General features: G+C 42.6%; 2 protein-coding genes. One reads left to right on the plus strand and one right to left on the minus strand.

Annotation, left to right across the window (positions count from 1 at the left end):
• On the plus strand, window positions 1-546 hold a 546-nt coding region (locus tag QUA38_RS29110), incomplete at its 5' end, for a DUF4436 family protein (protein ID WP_333168021.1).
• Between the two features lie 101 nt (window positions 547-647).
• Here QUA38_RS29110 and QUA38_RS29115 read toward each other — a convergent pair.
• On the minus strand, window positions 648-1,121 hold a 474-nt coding region (locus QUA38_RS29115), incomplete at its 5' end, for a DUF459 domain-containing protein (RefSeq protein WP_333168024.1).

Genomic DNA, 1,121 nt, shown 5'->3' on the forward strand with positions numbered 1-1,121 from the left:
GCATTGAAGTTTAACTTAGTCAAAGGAAAAATTAACAATTACCCGTTTGATAGGCACATTGCTAAAGTAGCTATTTCGATTGACCCGCTGCCTTCGATTGGTAAAAAGTTTGCTCCTTTTGAACTGAATCCGGTGCCGCTGGAATTTAATTTTCATGCCGATGTTCCCGGTTTCGACATCAGTTATAAGCCGATGGAAGAGAATTCATCTATCTTTATTTATATCGATGTTTCTGCAACTCGCTCGCTGCCGGTGAAATTCTTTGCGTTAGTGATTATTGTCATCATGTGGGTTCTGTCAATCATGGCGCTTTTGCTAGCATTAAAAGTGATGAAATCGGGTAAGTTACCGGAAGTGGGAATGCTGAGTTGGACTGCTGTGATGCTGTTTGCTTTTCCCGCTATTCGCAATGCTCAACCGGGAGTTCCGCCAGTGGGAACTGCCAGTGATTTTCTGTCGTTTTTTTGGACAGAAATTATTGTTGTGGTAGCCTTAGTTATTATTGGTAGCTGTTGGTTGAAGCGGTATCATCCGCCAATTGAATGATTTTAGATTTGACTATTTTCTCTATATGTAAAGTATGGTGCTTGTAGCTTGGATACTTTCAATTAACAGCCAACAGTCAACAGTTAACTAAATTCAAAGATTCACTCTTTGACTTCTAAGTTCTCAATATCTTTTGCGGGTACTCCCAAACCTCGCAAAATAGTAAAAGCCATAATTCGATACCCCGACGGATTCGGGTGAACTCCATCTGCTGCTAACAAATTCAGAGTTTTGCCTGCGTGCTTTTGATACGTGCCGATAACTTCCCGAAAAGGCGCATTCAAATCAATAAATAAGCACTGATTATCTAACGCAATTTCTCGCATCGCGGCACCATACTGTTGCAACCTGCGATTTTCTGGGCCGTCGATAGTTTCCCCTATCAGAGTAGGAGAAAGCAGTACAACTCGAATTCCTGCAGCTTTTGCCGCCAGCACCATTTGAGTTATTTTCTCCCGATATTCTGGCAGTGGCACTCCCGCGCGCCAGTTGCCTTCTGGATAAAACTGATTGTTTGGGAAGTCGAAGAAAGCGTTCCAAACGTCGTTGACTCCGACATTAATCATCACTAAACC

The sequence above is a fragment of the Microcoleus sp. Pol12B4 genome, assembly GCF_036701385.1.
Taxonomy (GTDB): Bacteria; Cyanobacteriota; Cyanobacteriia; order Cyanobacteriales; family Microcoleaceae; genus Microcoleus.